An 801-nucleotide genomic window follows, 5' to 3' on the forward strand; every position below is an offset into this window, starting at 1 on the left:
AGGACATCGAGCGCATGGAGCGTCAGGCAATTCTCGATACGCAGCTTGCAAAGCCTGTAACGTCGGCAATCACCAACACTCCAGGGGATGCGTTCAATGCAAAAAAGACAGGTCGTGCAAGCGAGGCATACCGCTCTGCGATGCTGAAGGCACTGCGTACGAACTTCCGGCAGGTGGAGAACGTCCTGCAGGAGGGTGTGGATGCAAACGGCGGTTATCTCGTTCCCGAGGAATACGATCAGCGTCTGATCGACGTTCTGGATGAAGAGAACGTCCTGCGTCCGCTTGCAACGACGATCACCACGAGTGGGGAGCACAAGATCAACATCGCCGCCACAAAACCTGCGGCTGCGTGGATTGAGGAGGGCGCAGCACTTACCTTCGGGGACGCGACCTTTGCCCAGATCGTTCTCGACGCGCACAAGCTCCATGTCGCAGTCAAGGTAACGGAAGAGCTTCTCTACGACAACGCCTTCAAGCTTGAGAACTACCTCATTGAGCAGTTCGGCAAGGCACTCGGCAACGCAGAGGAGGATGCTCTCCTGAACGGCGATGGGACGCACAAGCCGAAGGGGCTTCTCACCTCGGCAAAGACATCCGTCACCACGGCGGCGGCAGACATCAAGGCGGACGAACTCGTGACGCTCGTCTACAGTCTCAAGCGTCCCTACCGCAAGAATGCGTCGTTCATCGTCAACGATCAGACCCTTGCAAGCATTCGCAAGCTCAAAGACGCGAATGGCGCATATTTTTGGCAGCCGTCGTACCAGATGGGCGAACCCGACCGTCTGCTCGGCTATC

At 57.3% G+C, this 801-nt stretch carries 1 protein-coding gene; it reads left to right on the forward strand.

What is annotated here, in order from left to right:
• Nucleotides 1–801, forward strand: an 801-nt coding sequence (locus HMPREF9163_RS04870; RefSeq protein ID WP_009440561.1) for a phage major capsid protein, incomplete at both ends; no start/stop codon positions are given.

This window comes from Selenomonas sp. oral taxon 138 str. F0429, assembly GCF_000318175.2.
Lineage (GTDB): Bacteria > Bacillota > Negativicutes > Selenomonadales > Selenomonadaceae > Centipeda > Centipeda timonae.